This is a genomic window from Collimonas sp., assembly GCF_035566555.1.
GTDB lineage: Bacteria > Pseudomonadota > Gammaproteobacteria > Burkholderiales > Burkholderiaceae_D > Collimonas.
In genome coordinates this window covers 24,771-46,512 of record NZ_DATMRB010000088.1, presented here as the reverse complement: position 1 = coordinate 46,512, position 21,742 = coordinate 24,771, and the positions used below count along the sequence as shown (strand labels likewise).

At 60.1% G+C, this 21,742-nt stretch carries 20 protein-coding genes and 1 tRNA gene; 11 read left to right on the top strand and 10 right to left on the bottom strand.

Annotated elements, in window-relative coordinates; translation table 11 throughout:
• Positions 1-402 precede the first annotated feature (402 nt).
• The 3 genes from VNZ65_RS11035 to VNZ65_RS11025 all read left to right on the top strand — a co-directional run bounded on the left by VNZ65_RS11035 (position 403) and on the right by VNZ65_RS11025 (position 4,631).
• Positions 403-1,986 carry an ABC transporter substrate-binding protein gene (locus tag VNZ65_RS11035; protein ID WP_325668881.1) on the top strand — a complete coding sequence of 528 codons (1,584 nt, stop codon included), beginning with the start codon at positions 403-405 and terminating at the stop codon, positions 1,984-1,986.
• A 116-nt stretch (positions 1,987-2,102) separates the two neighbouring features.
• A complete protein-coding gene (locus tag VNZ65_RS11030) occupies positions 2,103-3,401 on the top strand; it encodes an MFS transporter (RefSeq protein ID WP_325668879.1) in 1,299 nt (432 codons plus the stop codon).
• Positions 3,402-3,581: 180 nt separating this feature from the next.
• Positions 3,582-4,631 (top strand): NADP(H)-dependent aldo-keto reductase, encoded by a 1,050-nt coding sequence (locus tag VNZ65_RS11025; protein ID WP_325668877.1) that lies wholly within the window; start codon positions 3,582-3,584, stop codon positions 4,629-4,631.
• Between the two features lie 49 nt (positions 4,632-4,680).
• On the opposite strand, the gene VNZ65_RS11020 is transcribed toward VNZ65_RS11025, so the two are convergent.
• The 5 genes from VNZ65_RS11020 to VNZ65_RS11000 all read right to left on the bottom strand — a co-directional run bounded on the left by VNZ65_RS11020 (position 4,681) and on the right by VNZ65_RS11000 (position 9,132).
• Entirely contained in the window at positions 4,681-5,703 is a 1,023-nt protein-coding gene (locus VNZ65_RS11020) for a bile acid:sodium symporter family protein (protein WP_325668875.1), read from the bottom strand.
• Between the two features lie 164 nt (positions 5,704-5,867).
• Positions 5,868-7,220 (bottom strand): 4Fe-4S binding protein, encoded by a 1,353-nt coding sequence (locus VNZ65_RS11015; protein ID WP_325668885.1) that lies wholly within the window; start codon positions 7,218-7,220, stop codon positions 5,868-5,870.
• A 58-nt stretch (positions 7,221-7,278) separates the two neighbouring features.
• A complete protein-coding gene (locus VNZ65_RS11010) occupies positions 7,279-8,127 on the bottom strand; it encodes an FTR1 family iron permease (RefSeq protein WP_325668873.1) in 849 nt (282 codons plus the stop codon).
• A 93-nt stretch (positions 8,128-8,220) separates the two neighbouring features.
• Complete coding sequence (locus VNZ65_RS11005) at positions 8,221-8,556, bottom strand: cupredoxin domain-containing protein (protein ID WP_325668883.1); 336 nt, start codon at positions 8,554-8,556, stop codon at positions 8,221-8,223.
• A 33-nt stretch (positions 8,557-8,589) separates the two neighbouring features.
• A complete protein-coding gene (locus VNZ65_RS11000; protein WP_325668871.1) occupies positions 8,590-9,132 on the bottom strand; it encodes an iron transporter in 543 nt (180 codons plus the stop codon).
• Positions 9,133-9,423: 291 nt separating this feature from the next.
• On the opposite strand from VNZ65_RS11000, the gene VNZ65_RS10995 reads away from it, so the two are divergent.
• Positions 9,424-9,500, top strand: a tRNA-Arg gene (locus VNZ65_RS10995).
• A 309-nt stretch (positions 9,501-9,809) separates the two neighbouring features.
• Here the strand turns inward: VNZ65_RS10995 and VNZ65_RS10990 are convergent.
• On the bottom strand, positions 9,810-10,358 hold the full coding sequence (locus VNZ65_RS10990) for a hypothetical protein (protein WP_325668869.1): 549 nt from the start codon (positions 10,356-10,358) through the stop codon (positions 9,810-9,812).
• A gap of 25 nt (positions 10,359-10,383) precedes the next feature.
• Positions 10,384-10,566, bottom strand: a complete 183-nt coding sequence (locus VNZ65_RS10985) for a hypothetical protein (protein ID WP_325668867.1) — start codon at positions 10,564-10,566, stop codon at positions 10,384-10,386.
• Between the two features lie 279 nt (positions 10,567-10,845).
• Here VNZ65_RS10985 and ompR point away from each other — a divergent pair, with 279 nt between their 5' ends.
• Both ompR and VNZ65_RS10975 read left to right on the top strand, forming a co-directional pair.
• Positions 10,846-11,601 (top strand): two-component system response regulator OmpR, encoded by a 756-nt coding sequence (gene ompR, locus VNZ65_RS10980; RefSeq protein WP_061946107.1) that lies wholly within the window; start codon positions 10,846-10,848, stop codon positions 11,599-11,601.
• A gap of 51 nt (positions 11,602-11,652) precedes the next feature.
• Positions 11,653-12,990 carry a sensor histidine kinase gene (locus VNZ65_RS10975; protein ID WP_325668864.1) on the top strand — a complete coding sequence of 446 codons (1,338 nt, stop codon included), beginning with the start codon at positions 11,653-11,655 and terminating at the stop codon, positions 12,988-12,990.
• Positions 12,991-13,130: 140 nt separating this feature from the next.
• On the opposite strand, the gene ispF is transcribed toward VNZ65_RS10975, so the two are convergent.
• Complete coding sequence (gene ispF / locus VNZ65_RS10970; RefSeq protein ID WP_325668862.1) at positions 13,131-13,616, bottom strand: 2-C-methyl-D-erythritol 2,4-cyclodiphosphate synthase; 486 nt, start codon at positions 13,614-13,616, stop codon at positions 13,131-13,133.
• Positions 13,613-14,311, bottom strand: coding sequence for a 2-C-methyl-D-erythritol 4-phosphate cytidylyltransferase (gene ispD / locus VNZ65_RS10965; protein ID WP_325668860.1), 699 nt, complete (start codon positions 14,309-14,311; stop codon positions 13,613-13,615). Before ispD ends, ispF begins: the two co-directional genes overlap by 4 nt.
• Before the next feature lie 265 nt (positions 14,312-14,576).
• Between ispD and mfd the strand changes: the two genes are divergently transcribed.
• From mfd to VNZ65_RS10940, 5 genes are all read left to right on the top strand, one after another.
• The gene (gene mfd / locus VNZ65_RS10960) at positions 14,577-18,017 is read left to right on the top strand and encodes a transcription-repair coupling factor (protein ID WP_325668858.1); all 3,441 of its coding nucleotides are present in this window, start codon (positions 14,577-14,579) and stop codon (positions 18,015-18,017) included.
• Between the two features lie 46 nt (positions 18,018-18,063).
• On the top strand, positions 18,064-18,912 hold the full coding sequence (gene serB, locus VNZ65_RS10955; RefSeq protein ID WP_325668856.1) for a phosphoserine phosphatase SerB: 849 nt from the start codon (positions 18,064-18,066) through the stop codon (positions 18,910-18,912).
• 57 nt (positions 18,913-18,969) lie between these two features.
• Positions 18,970-19,332 carry a DUF4870 family protein gene (locus tag VNZ65_RS10950; RefSeq protein WP_325668854.1) on the top strand — a complete coding sequence of 121 codons (363 nt, stop codon included), beginning with the start codon at positions 18,970-18,972 and terminating at the stop codon, positions 19,330-19,332.
• Positions 19,333-19,437: 105 nt separating this feature from the next.
• Positions 19,438-19,938: a GNAT family N-acetyltransferase gene (locus tag VNZ65_RS10945; protein WP_325668852.1), complete on the top strand. Its 501-nt coding sequence runs from the start codon at positions 19,438-19,440 to the stop codon at positions 19,936-19,938.
• 150 nt (positions 19,939-20,088) lie between these two features.
• Positions 20,089-20,871: a class I SAM-dependent methyltransferase gene (locus tag VNZ65_RS10940; protein ID WP_325668850.1), complete on the top strand. Its 783-nt coding sequence runs from the start codon at positions 20,089-20,091 to the stop codon at positions 20,869-20,871.
• A gap of 198 nt (positions 20,872-21,069) precedes the next feature.
• On the opposite strand, the gene VNZ65_RS10935 is transcribed toward VNZ65_RS10940, so the two are convergent.
• On the bottom strand, positions 21,070-21,732 hold the full coding sequence (locus tag VNZ65_RS10935; RefSeq protein ID WP_325668848.1) for a 2OG-Fe(II) oxygenase: 663 nt from the start codon (positions 21,730-21,732) through the stop codon (positions 21,070-21,072).
• Between the last annotated feature and the right edge of the window lie 10 nt (positions 21,733-21,742).

Here is a 21,742-nt window from a genome sequence, read left to right as displayed (position 1 = left end):
TCATTGAACCACTTTACGATACCAGTTGCCATTACATTTCCTATTTCAGTTAAGTTGGGCTGTCGCCCGTTAGATCGTTTGAAGCAAGAAAGAAATGACAGACTAATACTGCACTACTAGCTCGAATCTTAAACGATGTCTCATTATAACCGATAATTTTATTAAAAGCACCGGCTGAGTAAATAAAAGTTGGGTTGGGAGAAAGACTTGTCTTTTCGACTGCCTTCCGCAACGTCCTGCGCCCTGTTTCCAGAGGCAGGCTTATATAACTAAAACACATAACAAAAAGAAATTATTGTGTTTTGATAATTATATGCACAGCCATAGAATAGGCGCAGCCGCAGTTACTTCTTGCCCCCGCCTTAAATTACCGGCCTTACTTCATACCGATTGGGAGATCGCATGTTTCAGCTTTCCAGAAAGAAAGTACTTGTCCTGGCTTTCGCCGGCCTGAGCACCCTGGCCTCTTTGAGCCCCGCAGCCAGCTACGCCGCAGATCTGAAGATCGGATTATATGCCGATGTCTCCACCCTGGATCCGCATTTCAACAATATAGCGCCAAATATCTCGCTTTCCTCGCATCTGTTCGATGCCTTGGTGAATGTGGATGCCAACGGCCAGCTGATTCCTGGCCTGGCGACCTCCTGGAAAGCCATCGATCCGCTGACCTGGGAGTTCAAGCTGCGGCATGGCGTCAAGTTCAGCGACGGTTCCGATCTGACCGCGGAAGATGTGGTGTTTTCGCTGGACCGCCCCGCCACCCTGACCACCAGCCCCGGCCCGTTCACCAGCTACACCAAGCAGATTGTCAGCAAGCAGGTGGTCGACCCGTATACAGTGCGCCTGAAAACCGCCACACCTTACGGCCCGCTAGCGCTGGATGTCAGCACGATTTTCATCGTTTCCAAGAAAGCTGCGCAAAACGCCAGCACCGACGATTTCAACAGCGGCAAGGCGCTGGTCGGCACCGGCCCCTTCAAGTTTTCCAGCTTCAAGCGCGGCGACCGCATCGAGCTGGTGCGCAACGATGCCTACTGGGGCGAGAAACCGGCCTGGGATAAAGTCACCTTCCGCATCCTTACCTCTGACGGCGCCCGCCTGGCAGCGCTGCTGGCGGGCGAAGTCGACGCTATCGAAAACGTGCCGCCGGCCGACCTGCCCAAGCTGAAGAGCAATCCGAAATTCACGCTGGCGCAAAAGATTTCCTGGCGCACGATTTTCTGGACGCTCGACCAGTCGCGCGACAAATCGCCCGACATCACCGACAAGGATGGCAAACCGCTGGACAAGAATCCTTTGAAAGACCTGCGCGTACGCCAGGCGATTTCCAAGGCCATCAACCGCCAGGCGCTGGTTGACCGTACCCTGGAAGGACTGGCGGTATCAGCATCGAACATCGTCGCGCCCGGCATCCTGGGTTATGCCGATACGCTGAAAGTAGAAAAATACGATCCGGAAGGCGCCAAGAAACTGCTGGCGGCGGCTGGCTATCCGAACGGCTTCGGCATCACGCTGCATGGTCCGAACAACCGCTACATCAATGATGAACGCGTGGTTCAGACGGTGGCGCAATTCCTCAACCGGGTCGGCATCCAGGCCAAGGTTGAAACGCTGCCGCTGGCGGTCTACTTCGGCAAGGCGCGCGCCGGCGACTATAGCGCTGCGCTGCTCGGCTGGGGCACGCTGGCGGGAGACTTCGGCCTGCGCACCCTGCTCGGCACCACCAATCCCGACACCGGCTGGGGCTCCTGGAACTGGGGCAAGTACAGCAATCCGAAACTCGACCAGCTGGTGCAATCCTCGCTCGCTTCCGTCGACCAGAAGCAGCGCCAGGATTTTGCCCGCCAGGGCGCCGTGGTCGCGCTCAACGATTACGCTGCGATCCCGCTCTATCATCAGTACGCCACCTGGGCCCTGCGCAAAGGCTTGAAATACACCCCGCGCACGGATGAATTTACTTTTGCCTATCAATTCCGTCCGGAATAGCCACACGCTACAAAAAAGCCGCTGAAGTTAGCGGCTTTTTTTTCGGGATCGGCATATCCTATGGCCTTGCCTCGCTTTGATTACCCCGCTTAGCTGCCCCACCTTGCCATCGCATAATGACCACCCCCGCTCCCACGCCCCCTGACCCCGAAACCGAATCCGTCCTGCGCCATCGCCCCTTTACCCTGTTCTGGGGTGCGCGCGTTGCCTCCACCCTCGCCAACCAGATGCAGATTGTCGCCGTCGGCTGGCAGGTGTACCAGCTTACCCACAGCGCTTTCGACCTCGGCATGGTCGGCCTGGTGCAGTTTCTGCCGGCCCTGGTGCTGGCGCTGGTGGTCGGCCATGTCGCCGACCGCTACGACCGCCGCAAGATCGCCCGCATCTGCCTGTTCATCGAAGGCCTGGCCGCCGCCGCGCTGGCCATCGGCAGCTACCATGGCTGGCTGACCAAGGAAGTCATCTTTGCCATCGTGTTCGTGATCGGCGCTACCCGCGCCTTTGAATCGCCGACCTTGCAGGCGCTGGTGCCGGGACTGGTGCCGCCGCGCCTGCTGCCGCGCGCGATCGCCTGGTCGGCCTCGGCCACGCAAACCGCGGTGATCATCGGCCCGGCGCTGGGCGGCTTTATCTATGTCTTGGGACCAAGCGCGGTGTACGCCAGCAGCAGCACGCTGTTCCTGGCGGCCAGCCTGCTGGTAGCGCTGATCCGCATCGAAAGCGTGTTACCGCGGCGCGAACCCGCCACCGTCAAATCGGTGCTGGCGGGGATCGCCTTCATCAAGAGCCGGCCGGCCATTCTGGGGGCTATCTCACTGGACTTGTTCGCGGTCCTGCTGGGCGGCGCCACCGCCCTGCTGCCGATCTATGCGCACGACATCCTGGCCACCGGCCCGCTCGGCCTCGGCCTGCTGCGCTCGGCGCCGGCGGTCGGCGCTTTGTCCATGGCCATTTTCCTGGCGCGCCGGCCCTTGAGCAGGAAGGTCGGCCGCAGCATGTTTACCGCGGTCGCTATCTTCGGCCTGGCGACTGTAGTGTTTGCGCTGTCGCGTTCCTTTGCCTTGTCGCTGGCGGCACTGGTGGTGCTCGGCGCTTCCGACATGATCAGCGTGGTGGTGCGTTCGTCCTTCGTGCAGCTGGAAACGCCCGACCATATGCGCGGCCGCGTCAGCGCCGTCAATTCGGTATTCATCGGCACTTCCAACCAGCTGGGCGAATTCGAATCCGGCGTGACCGCGGCCTGGCTGGGACCGGTGCACGCAGTAGTGCTGGGTGGCGTCGGCACCATCGTCGTGGTGCTGTTGTGGATACGGCTGTTTCCCACCTTGTTCAAGCTTGACCGGCTGGCCGATCCGCATGCGCAGGCAGGCGCCAGGTCCGAGGCACCGCCCGCCGGCACGGCCAAGGCCGGCTAAGGCTGGCGGGCCGCGGCCTGCAGCGAAACGCGCTTGCGGCTATACTCTCTATCCTCTTTTTAGAGTATGGCGCGCGACGCGATTGTCGGTCCGCACCGCCACGGGCACGGCAGACGCCGACCGCCCTGTATTTGCGCCAATCATTCAATTCTTATCCGGCCCGCAGCAAAGGAAGCATCAATGCAATATCGTGAACTGGGACACAGCAATCTGAAAGTCAGCCTGATCACACTGGGCACCATGACTTGGGGCGAACAAAACAGCGAGGCCGAAGCGCATGCGCAGATCGAGCTGGCGCTGGCGCACGGCGTCAACCTGATCGACACCGCGGAAATGTATCCCGTGCCGCCGCGCGCCGAGACCCAGGGCTTGACCGAACGCTACCTCGGCAGCTGGCTGAAAAAATCCGGCAAGCGCGACCAGGTGATGATCGCCACCAAGGCCACCGGGCCGGCGCGCAAGCCGCACAATCCGCGCCACGTACGCGGCGGCATCAACAATTTCGACCGCAAGGGCCTGACCGAAGCCCTCAACGGCAGCCTGGAACGCTTGCAGACGGACTATGTCGACCTCTACCAGCTGCACTGGCCGGACCGCAGCGTCAACTGCTTCGGCACGCTGAACTACAACCACATTGCCGATGAAGAAACGGTGCCGATCGAAGAAACGCTGACCATCCTGGCCGATTTCATCAAGGCCGGCAAGGTACGCCATATCGGCATATCCAATGAAACGCCTTGGGGCATCGCGCAGTTCCTGCGGGCCGCGGAAAAATACGACCTGCCGCGCGTGGTCAGCATCCAGAACCCGTACAGCCTGCTGAACCGTACTTTCGAAATCGGCCATTCGGAATTTGCCTACCGTGAACAGGTCGGCCTGCTGGCTTACTCGCCGCTTGCCTTCGGCGTCCTCTCCGGGAAATACCTGGACGGCGCGCGTCCTGCCGGCGGCCGCCTGACCTTGTTCGAGCGCTTCAGCCGCTATACCAATCCGCAAGTCAGCCGCATCATCGGCGACTATGTGACGCTGGCGAAAAAGCACAACCTGGATCCGGCGCAAATGGCGCTGGCCTTCGTCAACAGCCGCGGCTTCCTGACCAGCAACATCATCGGCGCCACCACCATGGAGCAGCTGCAAAGCAATCTGGATAGCGTGAATCTCACGCTGGATGAGGAGATTTTGCGCGAGATCGAAGCGATTCATTCGCGCCAGCCTAACCCCGCTCCCTAAGCCTGCAGGCCGCCGGGTTGGCTGAAGCTCAGCCGCCCCGGACCGGCAATCAATCCTCCGGACTGACGTCCGACCACACCGGCGCCGGACCGCCGCCGGCCACGATCTCGACCGGACGCGCGGCATAGCGCCTGGCCAGCACCGCGCACACCATCAGCTGAATCTGGTGAAACAGCATCAGCGGCAACACGATCATGCCCACGGTATGGCCGGCAAACAGAACCTTGGCCATCGGCACGCCGCTGGCCAGGCTTTTCTTCGAGCCGCAGAAGACGATGGTGATCTCGTCTTCCTTGCTGAAGCCCATGCGGCGGCTGGCGAAGGTAGCAATGCTGAGCATCGCGAACAGCAGCAGCGACACCACCACGATCAGGCCCACCAGGGACACCGGCGGCAACTGCTGCCACAAGCCCTGCACCACCGCTTCGCTGAAGGCGGTGTACACCACCAGCAGGATCGAACCCTGGTCGACGATCTTCAAGATGATCTTGTGCTTTTCGATCCAGCCGCTGATCCAGCGCCGCGCAATCTGGCCGGCGACAAACGGCACCAGCAGCTGCAGCACGATGTTCATGATGGAATCGAAAGAGCCCTTGCCCTGGCCGTGCGCCACCACCACCAGTCCGACCAGCACCGGCGTCAGGAAAATCCCCAGCAGGTTGGAAGCCGAAGCGCTGCAGACCGCCGCCGGCACATTGCCGCGCGCCACCGAAGTAAAGGCAATCGACGATTGCACGGTGGACGGCAAGGTGCATAAAAACAGGATGCCCAGATACAGGTCGGGCGTGACCAGCGGCAGCAAGGCCGGTTTCAGCACCAGGCCGAGCAGCGGGAACAACACGAAAGTGGCCAGCAGCACCGTCAGGTGCAAGCGCCAGTGCAGCGCGCCCTGCACCACAGCCTCGCGCGACAGCTTGGCGCCATGCAGGAAAAACAGCAGGCCGATGGCCAGCGTGGTAATCAGGTTGAAAGACTGCGCGACCTGGCCGCGGGCGGGAAGAAGACTGGCAATGAGAACGGTAGTCACCAGCAACAACGTGAAGTTGTCGGGCAGGAAGCGGGGGCGAGCCATGATAAAAAGGTCAGCTAAAGTTGAAAAGAGGCTTCCCGCCCGCGGCCACGTTTCATGGATGGAAGGCGGCACAGAAAATATGGACGGGATAACAAGCCCATTTTACGCATTAACCGCGGCAAGCAGCGGAGGATTTCCGCTTTAGGCACAGCAACGATGGGGATTTACCACAGCCAGAACATCAGCAGCCAGGCGAAATTGACCAGCGCCAGGCCGGCGATGACCGGCGCCATGCTCGCCAGCCGGCGTCCGAAAGACGCCGTATAGCGACCAGTAACGCGCCACGCCAGCCAGACGCTCCACAAGGTGGTGGCGATCAGCAGGATGGCGCGCAAGTCATTGGCCCAGAATACCGGCAGATGCTCGCCGCGCAGCAAACTGATGGTGGTGGCTGACAAGCCGACAAACACGCCGCAGCCGGCCAGCGGGATGGTGGCTTGCACCAGATGGTTGAAACGCTTGCGGTCCCAGCTGCCGAGCACGCGGCTGCTGAGGGCGAACAGCAAGCTCAGCGCAGTGCCAAGCACCAGGCCGGTAGTCAGGATGTAGGCAATCACCAGGCCGCCGTCGAGCCAGCTGAAGACATCGTTCTGCGCCGGATAATTGGTGAACACCCACCATGGCGCATGGGTATCGAAAGGCCACATGATGTCGCGGTCGATCAGCCAGGTGGCAATGACCTGCTTGACCTGCACGAACCAGGGACTGGCCGACCAATGGAAGGCGCCGATGGCGATGCCCATCAGGCCGTACAGCGCCAGCGCGCTTTCCCACAAGCTGTTCTGCTGCTCGCCGTGGCGCACGATTTCTTCGGTCGGCGCGCGCCAGGTCAGCTCGATGGCATCGCGATGGCCGCTGCAGCGGCCGCACATATGGCAGTCGGCGGCGCCCTTCATGGCCCGCAAGGGCACTAGCGGCGCACAATTGACCGGGATCACGGTGCGCCCCTGGGTATGGCTGTGGGTGCCGTAAGACGCGCGCCAGGCGGTTTCATTGACCTTGTAATGGAAAGGCGCCAGCTTGGCCAGCAAGCCGAACACGCCGTTCACCGGGCACAGGTATTTACACCAGACGCGCTTGTCGCGGCCATACAGATAACCGACGATGATGGCGCCGGCAGTGGAGCCGCCCAGCACCAGCAGCACCGCCTTGGGATACTGATAGACGCTGACCATCTGGCCGTACACCGTGGTCAGGGCAAAGGCGACGAACGGCCAGCCGCCCCAGCGCATCCAGTGCGGAATCGCCTTGCCGAGGCCGTGGCGGCTGGCGAACTCGGTCAGCGCTCCTTCCGGGCACAGCACGCCGCACCAGACCCGTCCCATCAGCACCATGCTGATCAGCACGAACGGCCACCAGACGCCCCAGAAGGCAAACTGCGCGATCAGGGTCAGGTTCGACCAGATGTGCGCGGTCTCGTCCGGCAACGGCAGGAAGATCGGCACCAGGATCAGGAAGCCGTAGAGCAGCACAATCCCCCACTGCACCCAGCGAATCAGCTTCGCGTGGTCCCGCATCCAGTCAGCCGTGCGGGAGAGTCGTGTTGCCTGGGGAATTGCACAAGTAGTCATCAGATCATTTCGCTGGATTCGCGCGATTCGCTGGAATTGCTTTGGGCCGGGCGCGCTTCAGGAACAACAGCACAGCCACCCAATAAGCCGCGTACACCAGCAGGCTCATCAGCGCAGGCTGCGCGCGATAGCCGGTCAGCGTGGAGACTAGGTTGCCGAATGTGGTCGTATCGTCGAGCAGGCGGGAGCTGTCCCAGACCGGGTCGATCAGCGTCGGGATGATATCCAGCGACATCAGGCGTTCGATACCCGTCAACAGCAAGCCTGCCGCCAGGAACAACAAGATGATTTCGGTGACTTGAAAGAAACGGCGCCAAGAGAAAATTTTACCACCGAGCTGCAGCAGATAGAAAGTCAGGAAGGCCAGCGCAAAGCCTAGCACCGCCGCCAGTATCATCGCGCCGGCGGTTTCGCCTTGCTGCGCCAGGCCGAGGCCGTACAGGAAAATCACGGTTTCGCTACCCTCGCGCGCAATCGCCAGCGCCGCCAGCGCAAACACGCCCCACCAGCTGGCCTTTTGCAGGTTTTCGCTGAGCGAGGTTTCCATGTCGCGCTTGAGCGTACGGCCATGCTTGCGCATCCAGAACACCATCTGCACGATCAGGATCGCCGCCAGGATCACCATCACGATCTGAAAATAATCCTGGGCATCGCCCGACAACAGCTCGCTGAAACCCAGCAATGCCGCGCCCAGGCCGATCGCGCCGAGCACGCCAACGCTGACACCGCCCCACAGATAAGGCAAGCCGCGGCGCGCATCTGCGCCGCCGTTCTTCAGCCACGCATGCAAAATACCCACCACCAGCAAAGCCTCGACGCTTTCGCGCCAGACAATGAATAAAACCTGGCCCATTCAAAATCTCCAGTCAATCGAAACTGCGCCGCTCGGCGCCGCCCCGCAAACATTTACAATACAAACAAACACCGCCTCTATATATAGAGGTTTTTATTTGGCGACGATAACGCCCTGCGCCGTGGCATGAAAATCGTCGAAGAACTTGTACTCGCCCGGCGACAGCGGCGCAATCACCACGAACGATTCCGCGCCCGGCGCCAGCACTTTTTCCTTGCGCAGCTGAACGCTTTCAAATTCCGCCGCCGACTTGCCGGCATTAATGATTTCGATTTTGATTTTTTTACCGGCCGGCACTTCGATCCGCGCCGGATTCAAGACGCCATCTTTCATTTCCAGCTTGAAGGTCGGCAAATCGGCGGCCATCGAAACCGCCGCCGCAAAAAATAAACAAATACCAAACAAGCCGCGCGCTTTGGCAGACACCATAGTCATGCTCTCCGATCGAAAATTCATGAGAGATTAATATCCGCCTTTTTTACCGACGCCGGCGAAGGTGAATTCATTCACCACTTCAAACGGCTTGAACCAGGCGCCGACGCCGGTTTCCTTATCCACGTGGCGGCCGAAGTGCGCGCCGGCATTGGCCGACGGCGGCGAGATGATCATCTTCAAGGTGTACTTGCCCGGCCCCATCAGCTTGACGTTGTCGCCGTAGTGCGGACCGTCGCTGGCCACCATCGGCATCATGTCGCCCTTGACCACCTGGGTCGAACCGGCTTTGCTGAATTCGTAAGAGATGACCAGGTTCGGCATCCAGTCGCCTTCGGCAAAGCCGTTGGGATTGTTTTTGACTGCACGGATATCCGCCTCGACATGGATGTCCGACAGTTCCGCCTTGCGCATCATGCCTTCCGGTTCCATCTTGATCGGTTGCAGGTAAACAGCGGCGATCTCAAGGCCGTTCATGATTTGCTGCTTGCCGATCGGATACTCAGCCGCTGTCGCAGCGCCGGCAATGCCAAGAGATAACAACACAACTGCCGCAATGACTTTTACCTTCATGTGATCAACCTTCTTTCTTATATTCTTACAAAGCAAATGATAATGATTATTGTTTGATTATAGCATTGGGGAGATTTCCGTATTTGCCTGCCCCCATAGGCAAGCTTTCGAAAAAAATGGCAATTAAATGCAAAAAAGGCTTCCCATTTTGCAATTGTTCAGGCATAGTAGCGGACTTGGTTGTGCGCAAGCAGAAAAAGAGATTTACCTCTGCAAGCGAAGCGAAATATGAAGTTTTTAAATATTTTCCTCTTCCAAAATAAACAAAGATCGTATATAATTTTGTTTTTCGCGGCTGTAGCTCAGCTGGATAGAGTACTTGGCTACGAACCAAGGGGTCGTGGGTTCGATTCCTGCCAGCCGCACCAGTAATTCGAGGGGTTGCAAGAGAAATCTTGCAACCCCTTTCTGGTTTACATCTCCCGATTCATATCGTCGCTGCCCTCTCACTGCATTTGTCCCACCTGAGAATCAAGCACCCGTGATCTTGATCGGCAAGCGCTCAAAATCTCGCCACAAAAATATTCATATTATTTCAGCAGCACAGACCAAGACCACCTGATGCGAGCCTGTGGCCGCCGAATTCCGATGACGCACTTGATCAAGTCCACGCCTGCCGCCTGGATCGATCGCGGTCAATCACATCGAACAATCTAAACCGAATCAAATTTGAGCTGCTACTTCGCATCGGCCTGACGAGGCAAAGCAACCGGCACAAACACATCCCATTTTTTGTACTGCTCGTCTACCGTCCGTTCACAAATTACCCAAACGCTTTTGCTGGACAAGCCTCGATCTTTTGGCGCCCATTTCGTTTTGAGAGGAATCGCGCATCTGGGGACCACGATCTTCAAATTAGGATCAAGGACTTCCCACGTGCTGAGGTTTTCCCCGTTCTCTCGCGCGACAAACTTTCTCGCCTCTTCACGAATCTCATAGAGGCCGTGTTTGCCGGCAGTAGTGTGATCGTCGGCTATCCCTCGATAAACCGCATCGGCAAAACACGAGGAGGAAAAAAGCAAAATGGAGATAAGCAGAAGCCTGATGCCGCTTCTCGGTCGTACCTCAACCACGACTACTACTTGCATAGATAGTTTCCATATGGGAACATATCGTTTGTGAGCATTCGCGGCAACGACTTCAAACAAACGCAGCAACGACGCTGTGCGCAAAACGGCCGCCAATAAAAAAACCGGCGACTTCATCACCGGTTTTTTGTCGCGCAAGCAGCGCATGTACATCCTGTCGGCATTAGCGCCGCTGGGGATAGATATCGCGGCCCGCCCGGTCGATCTGCTGGCGCAAGGCGCGCCGTTCATCCGGCGACATGCGGTTGCGCGCGTTGCCTTCGTTCTGTTCGGCGTTGCGTTCGCGTCCTTGCCACTGTTCATCTGGCGCAGGACCGCGCCGTGGTTCATACTGAGATGGCGGCATACGGCGTTCGCCACGTTCCTCAGGTACTCGGTCGGAACGTGCAGAGGCGCTCATTATTGCCGACAGCAACAATAAACAAACACTGATTTTCCGAAACTTCATCATCATATGGACTTCTTTGCTGTGTGTTCAGGATAACGGTTAAGATTAATCGTCACGAATTAAGTGTAAGCTCCTCACCTGATCGCCATAAGACGTATTTGGTAAAGTTTGTAACACTTTGTAATCCATGGGTCCTAACTGTATTTTTGATGCGCACTCTGACGTTACCATATGACCATGAATACGATCAACACCCCAACACAAACATCTACGGCCCACCAGCATAAAATTCTGGTGGTTGACGACGACATCCGCTTGCGCGATCTGCTGCGACGCTATCTGACGGAGCAAGGCTTCCAGGTGGTCACGGCCGAGAACGCACAGGCCATGAACAAATTGTGGATACGCGAACGCTACGACCTGCTGGTGCTCGACCTGATGCTGCCGGGTGAAGACGGCCTGGCCATCTGCCGCCGCCTGCGCGGCGCCGGCGACCAGACGCCGATCATCATGCTGACCGCCAAGGGCGAGGACGTGGACCGTATCGTCGGCCTGGAAATGGGAGCGGACGATTACCTGCCGAAGCCGTTCAACCCGCGCGAACTGGTGGCCCGCATCGGCGCCGTACTGCGCCGCAAGGGTCCGGACGAATTGCCGGGCGCGCCGTCGGAAACGCCGCAGTCCTTCGAGTTCGGCGAATTCATCCTGGATCTCGGCACCCGCACCCTGAAAAAGAACGGCGAATCGATTCCCCTGACCACCGGCGAATTTTCCGTGCTCAAGGTGTTTGCACGGCACGCGCGGCAACCGCTGTCGCGCGAAAAGCTGATGGAGCTGGCGCGCGGCCGCGAATATGAAGTCTTCGACCGCAGTCTCGATGTACAAATCTCGCGCCTGCGCAAGCTGATCGAACCGGATCCGGCCAGCCCGCTCTATATTCAAACGGTATGGGGACTAGGCTACGTGTTCATTCCGGAAGGCCAGCCGCGTTGATGCCTGTTTGCACGGCATGGCTCTCCGAAGAAGCTTGCATCGCGTGGCCGCATGGTAGGCACTAACCGCCTGGCCTGGCTGAAAAGCGGCCTGCTGTGGCGGACCTTTTTCATGCTGGCCTTCCTGATCACGGTCAGCATGGTGGCCTGGGTCGCCAGCTTCCGCATCGTCGAGCGCGGCCCGCGGGCGCAAGCGCTGGCGGCGCAGATCATCTCGATCGTCACCATCACCCGCGCCGCCCTCACCCACTCCGCGCCCGATTTGCGGCGCGAGCTGTTGTTCGATCTCGCCAGCAACGAGGGCATCCGCATCTATCCGCTGGAAGACACCGACCAGATCGATCCGCCGGTCGACGATGCCATCATGCCGGACCTGGAAAAGGAAGTGCGGGCGAAGCTCGGCAACCAGACCCGTTTTTCTTCCAAGGTCAACGAGATCGGCGGCTTCTGGGTCAGCTTCAAGATCGACGGCGATGAATACTGGCTGGTGCTGGACCGCGAACGGGTCGAGCGCGGCTCCGGCGTGCAATGGCTGCAATGGGCCAGCGTCGCGCTGATACTGTCGCTGCTGGGGGCGATGTTCATCTCCACCCTGATCAACCAGCCGCTGTCGCGCCTCACCGCAGCAACGCGGGCGGTGGCCAAGGGCTTGCAGCCGGAACCCCTGCCGGAAACCGGACCGACCGAAATCGAAGAGGCCAACCGCAGCTTCAACCAGATGGTCAGCGACCTGCAGCGCATCGAATCGGACCGCGCCATCATCCTGGCCGGCATCTCGCACGACCTGCGTACGCCGCTGGCGCGCATGCTGCTGGAAGTAGAAATGGCGAACCTGTCGGACGACGCCCGCAGCGGCATGCAATCCGATCTGGCGCAGATGGACGGCATCATCGGCCAGTTCCTGCACTACGCCAAGCCGACCGACACCAGCAGTTTCGAGAAGATCAACCTGAGCGAACTGATCGAGAATGTGGTGCAAACCGCGGAACGCCAGGCCGACATCCGGATTCAAGCCCAGATCGCACCGGATATCCACGTCTCCGGCAACGAAACCGAACTGCGCCGCGTGCTGAACAACGTGATCGAAAATTCCCGCCGTTATGGCAAGAAGGATGGCGACGACTGCGTAGATATCGATATCAGTGTCCTGGCGCGCCAGGACCGGGCGATCGTGACCCTGGCCGATCACGGCCCGGGAATTCCCGAGGGCGAGATAGACCGCTTGCTGCGGCCGTTCACCCGCCTCGACGTCGCCCGCGGACAAGCCAACGGCTCAGGCCTGGGACTGGCGATCGTCAGCCGCATCGTCAAGCAGCATGGCGGCAAGCTGCGCGTCAGCAACCGCGAAGGCGGCGGCCTGTCGAGCCAGATCGAACTGCAGCTGAGCTGACTGTAGGGTGGGCAAATCGTGCCCACGCGGGATTTCACATCAGATGCGGGTCGTGTGAAGCTGTGCTTCGGTTATTGCGGTTCAGCGTGGGCACAAGTGCCCACGCTACGACGGCAATAGCAAGAGCAGGTGTACGCACCCTACCGTGCGAACAACAGGGCCACGGCCTCCGCCGCGATGCCTTCTTCCCGCCCCAGGTAGCCCAGTTTCTCGTTGGTCTTGGCCTTGACGTTGACCTGGCCGACGGCGATGCCGCAATCCGCGGCAATATGCGCCGCCATCTGCGGGATATGCGGCGCCATTTTCGGCGCCTGGGCGATGATGGTGGAATCGATATTGCCAACTACGTAGCCAGCTTCCCCGACCAGGCGCACCGCTTCCCGCAGCAGCTTGCGCGAATCGGCGCCGGCAAACTGCGCATCGGTATCTGAGAAATGGCGGCCGATATCGCCCAGCGCAGCGGCGCCGAACAGCGCGTCGATAATCGCGTGCAGCAGGACGTCGGCATCCGAATGGCCCAGCAGGCCGGTTTTATGCGGAATCGTGACGCCGCCGATAATCAATGGGCGCCCCACCTGCAAGGCATGGCAATCGTAACCCTGGCCGATGCGGAACTGCTGGCTCATATCTGCTCCTTTAAAAACATTTCTGCCAAGGCGACGTCGTGCGGCAACGTCACCTTGAAATTGCGCGGACTACCCTCGACCAGGCGTGGCTGCAGGCCCAGCAGCTCAATCGCGCCGGCCTCGTCGGTCACCGCTTCCGCCAGCGTCAGGGCGCGCGTCAGCAAGCCGTGGCGGAACATCTGCGGCGTTTGCGCGGCCCACAAGCCGCTGCGCTCGACCGTTTGCGCCACGCGCGCATTCTGGTCGCCGCGTTTGAGGGTATCGACCACCGGCAGCGCCAGCAAGCCGCCGACCCGGTCATCTTTCAAGCTTGCGATCAGATGGGCAATCAAGTCTTGGGTCAGGCCGGGACGGGCGGCGTCGTGCACCAGCATCCAGTCGTCTTCGCCGACCTGCTCCTTGATGGCTTGCAAGCCGTTCAGCACCGAGTCATGGCGGCTGGCGCCGCCGTTGTAGAGCACCGTCACCCGTCCCTGCAAATGCGGCGAGGCCGCCATCAGGTCGGCGATATAGCCGTCCTCGGGGCTGACCACCACGAACACGTGATGAATCGCATCGGCGGCGGCAAATGTCGTCAGCACATGGCTTAGCATCGGCTGGCCGGCCAGCGGCATGTATTGTTTCGGCAGCGCCGCGCCCAGCCGGGCGCCTACGCCGGCAGCGGGAATCAAGGCAAAATGGCGGGATGGATTCACGCGCAATGGCCTCGCTGGAGTTGCTGAAGAGATGTCATGAATAATTTACATAAATAATGAAAAACCGCGGCATGCCCGGCAATCCGTCGCCGGAATCGGCATTTGAGCCCGTGGTTTATAATGCGGCTCTGAATTTTAACTGTCAAATCAGGCGTATTGTGGCTTTTTTTGACCATGCAAGACCACCGGCAGGCTCTGCGCATCCCATCGGCTGCGGCATCGTTTGCTTCAGCGCTTGCCTTACGTTTCATGTTAACAGGCTCTAATGTCCCTTGATCTAGAAAAATTGCTGCCCAAGCCGGCCACGCGCTTTGCCCTGCCTGCCTTGCATGGTTCGGCCGACGCTTACGTCCTGGCGCAGGCGGCGCTGGCGCTCAAGCCGCAACAGCGGATGCTGGTGGTGATCGTGGCCAACGCCAGCGACGGCCAGCGCCTGCGCACGGAAATCCCCTGGTTCCAGGCCAGCGTCGAGCAGTCCAACGGCTTGCGCTGCCATTTGCTGCCGGACTGGGAAACCCTGCCCTACGATGCCTTTTCGCCGCATCAGGACCTGGTCTCGGAGCGCCTCGCCACGCTGTATGAGGTGCAGAGCGGCCAGTGCGACGTCTTGCTGGTGCCGGCCACCACGGCGCTGGTGCGGATGGCGCCGCCCTCTTTCCTGGCTGGCTACACTTTCTTTTTCAAACAAGGCGAGACGCTCGACGAAGCGCGCCTCAAGACGCAGCTGACGCTGGCCGGCTACAGCCACGTCAACCAGGTCATGTCGCCCGGCGAGTACTCGGTGCGCGGCGGCCTGATCGATATTTTCCCGATGGGTTCGGTACTGCCCTACCGGCTCGACCTGTTCGGCGACGCCATCGAAACCATCCGCACTTTTGACGCCGACACCCAGCGTTCGCTGTATCCGGTCAAGGAAGTACGCCTGCTGCCGGGCCGCGAATTCCCGATGGACGATGCCGCCCGCTCGGCCTTCCGCAGCCGCTGGCGCGAAGTCTTCGAAGGCGATCCTTCGCGTTCGGCAATCTACAAGGACATAGGCAACGGCATTGCCTCCGCCGGTATCGAGTACTACCTGCCGCTGTTCTTTGAAGAAACCGCGACCCTGTTCGACTACCTGCCGGCGGACGCCACCTTTGCCCTAGTGGGCGACATCGACGGCGCCATCCAGCGTTTCTGGGGCGATACCCAGTCGCGCTACAAATTCCTGAAATCGGACCGCGAGCGGCCTTTGCTGGCGCCGGAAGCGCTGTTCCTGACTGATGAAAATTTCTTCACCCTGGCCAAGCCGTTCGGCCGCTGGGTGATCCAGCACAGCGATGCGGCCTCCGATCTGTCGGCGCCGATTCCGAATATCGCGGTCAACCGCCGCATCGACGATCCGCTCACCAACCTGCGCGCTTATCTGCTGCAGAGCGGCAGCCGCGTCATGATCTGCGCCGAAACCAACGGCCGCCGCGAAACCCTGCAGCAGTACTTCAATGAATACGGCCTGCCGCTGGCCTTGTGCGACGGCTATGCCGATTTCCTGACGTCGACGCACAAGCTGATGCTGGGCGTGGCGCCGCTGCATGCCGGCTTCGAGCTGCCACAGCTGAGCTTCATCACGGAAACCGAGCTGTATGCCGGTTCCGGCCGCAGGATAGGCAAGAAGAAGCAGGAAGGCGCGACCCAGGTCGAATCGATGGTGCGCGATCTGTCCGAACTGAAGATCGGCGACCCGGTGGTGCATATCAATCACGGCATCGGTCGCTACATGGGCCTGCTCAGCATGGACCTGGGCGAAGGCGAGACCGAATTCCTGCACCTGGAATACGCCAAGGACACCAAGCTGTACGTGCCGGTTTCGCAGCTGCACGTGATTTCGCGCTACTCCGGCGCCTCGCCGGAAGACGCGCCGCTGCATGCGCTCGGCTCCGGCCAGTGGGAAAAAGCCAAGCGCCGCGCCGCCCAGCAAGTGCGCGATACCGCGGCAGAACTGCTCAACCTGTATGCCCGCCGCGCGCTGCGCCAGGGCCACGCTTTCGAATATTCGGCGCACGACTACGAAGCCTTCTCCGCCAGCTTCGGCTTTGAAGAAACCGCCGACCAGGCCGCCGCCATCAATGCTGTGATCAAGGACATGACCAGCGGCAAGCCGATGGACCGGTTGATCTGCGGCGATGTCGGCTTCGGCAAGACTGAAGTCGCCTTGCGCGCCGCCTTTGTTGCCGTGCTGGGCGGCAAGCAGGTGGCGATCCTGGCGCCGACCACCCTGCTGGCGGAACAGCACGCACAGACCTTCACCGACCGCTTTGCCGACTGGCCGGTGAAGATCGCCGAACTGTCACGCTTCCGTTCCGGCAAGGAAATCACGCAAGCCATCAAGGGCATGGCCGACGGCACGCTGGACATCGTGATCGGTACCCACAAGCTGCTGTCGGACGATATCAAGTTTTCCCGGCTGGGGCTGGTGATCATCGACGAGGAACATCGTTTCGGCGTACGCCAGAAAGAAGCGCTGAAGGCATTGCGCGCCGAAGTCGACGTGCTGACGCTGACCGCCACGCCGATTCCGCGCACCCTGGGCATGGCGCTGGAAGGCTTGCGCGAATTCTCCATCATCGCCACCGCGCCGCAAAAGCGCCTGGCGATCAAGACCTTTGTCCGCAGCGAAGGCGAATCGACCATCCGCGAAGCCTGCCTGCGCGAGCTGAAACGCGGCGGCCAGGTGTACTTCCTGCACAATGAAGTGGAAACCATCCAGAACCGCAAGGCCATGCTGGAAGCCCTGCTGCCGGAAGCGCGCATCGCCGTCGCCCACGGCCAGATGCATGAACGCGACCTGGAAAAAGTGATGCGCGATTTCGTCGCCCAGCGCTTCAACATCCTGCTGTGCACCACCATCATCGAAACCGGCATCGACGTGCCGACCGCCAACACCATCATCATGCACCGCGCCGACAAGTTCGGCCTGGCCCAGCTGCACCAGCTGCGCGGCCGCGTCGGCCGCTCGCATCACCAGGCTTATGCCTATCTGCTGGTGCACGATGTGCAAGGCCTGACCAAGCTGGCGCAGCGCCGGCTGGATGCGATCCAGCAAATGGAAGAACTCGGCAGCGGCTTCTACCTGGCCATGCACGACCTGGAAATCCGCGGCGCCGGCGAAGTGCTGGGCGATAACCAGTCCGGCGAAATGCACGAGATCGGCTTCCAGCTGTATTCCGACATGCTCAATGAAGCGGTGCGAGCGTTGAAGAACGGCCAGGAGCCCGACCTGGCGGCGCCATTATCGACCACCACGGAAATCAACCTGCATGTGCCGGCCCTGCTGCCCAACGATTACTGTGGCGACGTCCACGAACGGCTGTCCATCTACAAACGCCTGGCCAACTGCAATGCGCAAGACAAGATCGACGACCTGCAGGAAGAATTGATCGATCGCTTCGGCAGGCTGCCCGATCCGGCCAAGGCGCTGATCGAGACGCACCGCCTGCGGATATCCGCCAAGTCAATCGGCATCGTCAAGATCGACGCCCATACCGATTCAGCCCTGCTGCAATTCGTGCCGAATCCGCCGATCGACGCCATGCGCATCATCGAGCTGATCCAGAAAAACCGCCACATCAAGCTCAACGGCCAGGACAAGCTGCGGATTACCGTCAACATGCCGGACCTGGCGGCGCGCCTGACCCAGGTCAAAGCCACCATCAAAGCGCTGGCAGGATGACGCTGCCTGCCCGATCATTTATATTTTAGTAAAGCCACATCGAACCATGAATCTTATCTTGCAAAGCCTGGACGCAGACCACAGCGCCATAGCCCGCATCGCCAGCCTGGCCGATGCTACCGCGGAAGACATCAGCAGCGGCGGCCGCCACGCATGGCGCTGCGCCAATGTCGCCTATTCCGCCAGCCTGAAGGCCTTGATCGATGCCGCCTGCTTCGGCGCCCGCATCGATTGCGCCTGGCTGCCGGCGGCGCCGCAGCTGGGTGACTTCAAGCTGCTGGCGATGGACATGGATTCGACCCTGATCACCATCGAGTGCATCGACGAAATCGCCGACATGCAGGGGCTGAAGCCGCAAGTCGCGGCGATTACCGAAGCCGCCATGCGCGGCGAGCTGGAATTCGACGAGAGCCTGACGCGGCGCGTCGCCTTGCTCAAGGGACTGGAAGCCTCGGCCCTGCAACGGGTCTACGATGAACGACTGCAGCTGTCGCCAGGCGCGCAAACCATGCTGGCGGCGGTCAAGGCGGCCGGCATCAAGACTTTGCTGGTGTCGGGCGGCTTCACCTTTTTCACCGACCGCATGAAAGATACGCTTGGTCTCGATTACGCCCACTCCAACGTGCTGGAAATCGTCGACGGCAAGCTGACCGGCAAGGTGCGCGGCGCCATCGTCAACGCCGAGGAAAAGAAACGCACGGTCGAACGCGTCTGCGCCGAGCTGAACATCGCCGCCAGCCAGGCGATTGTCATGGGCGATGGCGCCAACGACCTCAGCATGATGAGCGTGGCCGGCCTGTCGGTAGCCTTCCGCGCCAAGCCGGTGGTGCGAGAAAAAGCCAGCGTGGCCTTGAATTTTGTCGGTTTGGATGGCATCTTGCCTATATTGGCGTGATTTTCGCGAAAATCGGCGCCGACGGTAACGTTAAATCCTCAACCTTGAAGGAAAAACATGGCCAACGAACTGGTTTTCGATAGCAAGCTGCACTCCGAGAAAAACATTGCCTGGTGGCTCTATCTGGGTCACGCCGCCAGCCTGCTGTTCTCGCTGGGAGCATTTTCCTGGATCCCCTTGATCATCAATTATGTCAAGCGTCAGGATGCGGCGGACTCTTTTGTGTATAGCCACCACAACTGGCAGATCCGCTCGTTCTGGTGGTATCTGCTGTGGGTGGTGGTCGGCGTCGCCCTGTGCATGACCGTGATCGGGATTCCGCTGGCGTTCGTTGTGTGGGGCCTGGCCTGGCTGTGGAAGGCTTACCGCCTGATCAAGGGCCTGGTCGACCTGAATGACAACAAGGCCATGCCGGCTTGATTTTCCCGCAACACTGCCCGCGGCAGCGGGCAGTGGCAGCATCATCCATCCGTCACACTGTTTCAATCCATGCGCAACAATTTCATAGCGCCCGCGATGCGGGCCATGCTAGCGAGCGATATTCCGGCCGTCATGCGGATCCAGGCCGAATGCTATCCGCCGGCCATGCTGGAATCCGAAGAAGTTTTCCGCGCCCGCCTGGCGCTGACCCCGGCCACTTGCTGGATCTGGGGGCCGGCGCCGGATAGCGCCGCCGCTTATCTGTTCAGCTACCCGTCGAACAAGGATGCCATCACCCCGCTAGGTTCACCATTCAAGCTGACCTCGGCGCCAGATTGCCTGTACCTGCACGACCTGGCGGTCGCCCCCGGCGCACGTGGCCAGCGGGCAGCCAATCTGCTGGTGGCGGCAGCGCTCGACCATGCGCGCGCGGAAAACCTTGGCTGGAGCGCATTGGTGTCAGTGCAGCAGTCACAGACATTCTGGGGCGGCCTGGGCTATGCGGCGGTCGAAGTCAGGCATTCGCCGGCCAAGGAAAACCTCGACAGCTATCAAGTTGCGGGCAGCCAGCTTGCCGCGGTCTATATGCTGCAACAATTGACCTGAACGCCGCTGCAGCGATAACATGAGGTGCGGCATAAGCCGCAAACCACTGTCCGCCCTTGCCGGACATGACAGACTGGAGGCTGGGTATGAAAGCTTGCGTTTCTTTTAAGAGTGAAAAAAACATCAACCACTTTAAAGGAACGCGCCGCCATGGCCACTTCTGTTTCTGCACAAGATCCCTTCAAATACACCACCATCGCCCATAGCGGCCATCATTACTGCAGCCCGCTTTCTGCCGGCAAAGCCGCCGGCTTGCTAGCCGCGCCGCAGCTGCCGGTTGATGCCTTGGTGCTGGATGCCGGCTGCGGCAAAGCTGCGCTGCTGCGCGATTTGCTGGCGTCGCAGCCGGTGTGCGGCGTCGGCGTCGATATCAATCCGGCTTTCCTGGCTGAAGCCGCCAAGGCCTGGGCTGCCAGCAACCCGGGCGACGGCCGGCTGACGCTGATCGCCAGCCAGCTCGAACAACATCCGCTGCCGGCCGGCGGCTACGACGCGATTCTGTGCGTTGGCTCCACCCATGCACTGGGCGGATTCGAGCCCAGCCTCGCCATCTGCCGTCAATGGCTCAAACCAGGCGGCGTGCTGCTGGTGGGTGAAGGCTATTGGAAACGGCCGCCGCCGCATGAATATCTGATCATGCTCGGCGCCACGGAAGATGAGCTGAGCAGCCATGCCGAAAACATTGCGCGCGCTCGCGCGCAGGGTTTCAAGTTGCGCCTGGCGATGGCAAGCAGCGCTGAGGAATGGGACCGCTACGAGCACATGTACTGCCAGGCGGTCATGCAATATGCTGCATCTCATCCGCACGACCCCGACACCGTAGCCTTTGGTGAGCGCGCCAGACGCTGGTATCAGAACTACCTTGCGTTTGGCAGATCGACGCTTGGCTTTGGCTACTATCTTCTGGAAAAGCCGCGCATCTCTAGAACCTAGGAAAATGCATCCAACCAGCACCACTAACCTTCCATTAGTGACAAGAATGTCCGCTGTCGCCCATGCACCATCGTTATTCCCGCGAAGACCGAAACTACTTTAACTACCGTATTCCTCAGCTTGGCAGCACTGAATCTCGGGCGAGGAAATAAGTCAGTTACTTTGGGGCACTTGGCAAAACCATTCGTCGTCACCAATTCATTCGACGAAGTGGTGACTATAGATAGAGTCCCATTCCTGCTTCGGTCGCGCGTTGAGTTCGTCAGCCACCTTTGACTTCATCGCCTCGGGCACTGAGGTGATGAAGCTGTTGACGCTATAGCGCATGCCTGATTTAACTGGCGTCACTCTGTGCACCCAGAAGCAGTCGGCGGGCCAGATCAGTGCGTCGCCCCGGTTCAAGCGGATACGCCGGTCGTCGTTGAAGAAGCCGAACTCACCGCCGGTGTAGTCGTCGTTCAGTGCAAGCGTGCAGCTAGCGAGCGTGAACTCGTCCCAGTCGGTGTGTGGATGGATTCGCGCGCCCATGGCGTAGCACAGCACGCGGTAGTCGTGCGAATAGCGCAGCGACCTACGAAGCAGTTTGGTGTTGTAGCGCCCTTGTGCCTCGAGATAGTCGAGCCAGGCCTTCAGCGCAGTCCAAGTGCGGCGGTGCGCCGCCTCGAACGCCATGGAACCGGGCGGCAGTGACACTGCGTTGAAGGTCGATTCGACACGCCGGCCAGAGCTCGCATCCATCGACGACTCGCGATAGGCACCGCCCCGTTGCTGCAACTCGTCGAAGCTGCGTATGATGATGTCACACTCCTCGGCTGGCACAACGCCTGGCAAGTGCAGCAGCAGGTCATAGAGATCGGGCATCACAGTGTTC